Origin of the sequence: Rhodococcus sp. NKCM2511, assembly GCF_014905595.1 — a bacterium.
Classification (GTDB): domain Bacteria; phylum Actinomycetota; class Actinomycetes; order Mycobacteriales; family Mycobacteriaceae; genus Rhodococcoides; species Rhodococcoides fascians.
On the sequence record NZ_BNHJ02000007.1, the window covers coordinates 1 to 1,546 of the forward strand.

1 protein-coding gene is annotated in these 1,546 nt (G+C 46.4%); it reads right to left on the bottom strand.

The features are described 5' to 3' along the window. Positions 1 to 299: 299 nt before the first annotated feature. Complete coding sequence (locus JLZ96_RS24855; protein ID WP_236254240.1) at positions 300 to 1,526, bottom strand: reverse transcriptase domain-containing protein; 1,227 nt, start codon at positions 1,524 to 1,526, stop codon at positions 300 to 302. Positions 1,527 to 1,546 lie beyond the last annotated feature (20 nt).

Here is a 1,546-nt window from a genome sequence, read left to right on the forward strand (position 1 = left end):
AAACCGGAAGAGCAAAACGCTGAAACTACGAGAGCCGAAAGCTGTACGCAGGAAATAAACAGTAAGAAAGTTTTTATTTTAAGAACGGAGTGTACGTGATGGATCATAAGGTTGAAGAAGTGCCGACAAGTGACCAAAACATTTGGCATAAATGTGCACGCTGTGGCCCGAAATCCAAATTTTAAGAGTGCGTAACTCCCCTATTTCGGTGAAGATTGAGCTGAAGTTTGGCAAACATATTTCTTGGGCCGAGGGCAGTCATCATCACCGTTTAACGTCCTTTTCCATGCTAGCATGGGTCAGACGATCTGACTAACTAACCCTCGCCACAGCGCTTTAACTGTAGCGTCCTTCGGTTTCAGTTTCCATCTCTTTAAATCATCATCCACACACTGTCTCCAGGTCTTTCGGCCTCTCCCTCTTCCTCTAACTCCTTTCACTTCAAGCTGTGTGCAACCTTTCGTCCAATCTGAATCCGGTTTCCGCTCAACATGACCGAACCAACGCAATCTGCCTCGAGTCACCACTCCAGTAATGCGATCAACTCCAAGACGATCGTACAATGTGTCTGTGCTAACTCGGTCTCTCAGCGTTACTCCACACATCCTCCTCATCATCATTCTTTCAGCTCTGATCAATCTGTTCATATCCTCAACCTTCATAGGCCATGTTTCACTGCCATATGTCATGGCACTCCTCACACAAGTTTTATATATCTTTCCTTTCAGTTTAAATGATGCGCCTTTCAGTGTTAGTACTGGAGCCAACTCATGAAACTTCTTCCATCCACAACGTACACGTGTTCTTGAAGCCGCAGTAGCACCACCACCAGCACCAATCATGTCTCCCAAATAACAAAATTGATCCACCACCTCGAAGCTCACCTTTCCATCAAGCGATATTTCATTCAGTTCCTGAACGTCACTCGCAGGATCAACCTGTGGTCGATGACGACACGCCGGACACATGTAGTTCTGGATATCAATGAGTTTACCCTTTACTCCGCTACATCGGCGGTGTATCCACTTTTTGCATGTGCTGCAGTAGATAGAGTTGTTACCTACTCCTTTCTTGCAAACACCGCAAGGGTATTTCCCTGAGTCCGGTTTCGTGCCCACGTCTGCGGCACAACGCATTACTTTCGTCTTGCTAACGTTTACACACAAGCTTTTCTCCCCCAAGCCTTTCTTCCAGTGACTAAGTTTCTCAACCAACAGTTCCTTTGTATCTGCTGCCAGCGCCAAATCATCAGCATACAACAGCTCGCACCGTAAGCCTCCTCTGAACTTTTTTGATAAGGCTTCCAGGACAATGATGAACAAAATTGGACTGAGCACTGAACCTTGATGAACACCAACTTTGACCTCGAAGAATCGGCTCTCTCCACCGTTGTGTTTCACTGAAGTCGTGACGCCAACATACATAGATTTAATCACCTGCAGTAATCCTTCGGGAACATCCATTCGTCGGAGCGCCCACCAAACAACCTCACGAGGCACTCGGTCAAAAGCCTTCTCGAGATCCACAAAGGCTAGTCAAAGATCTT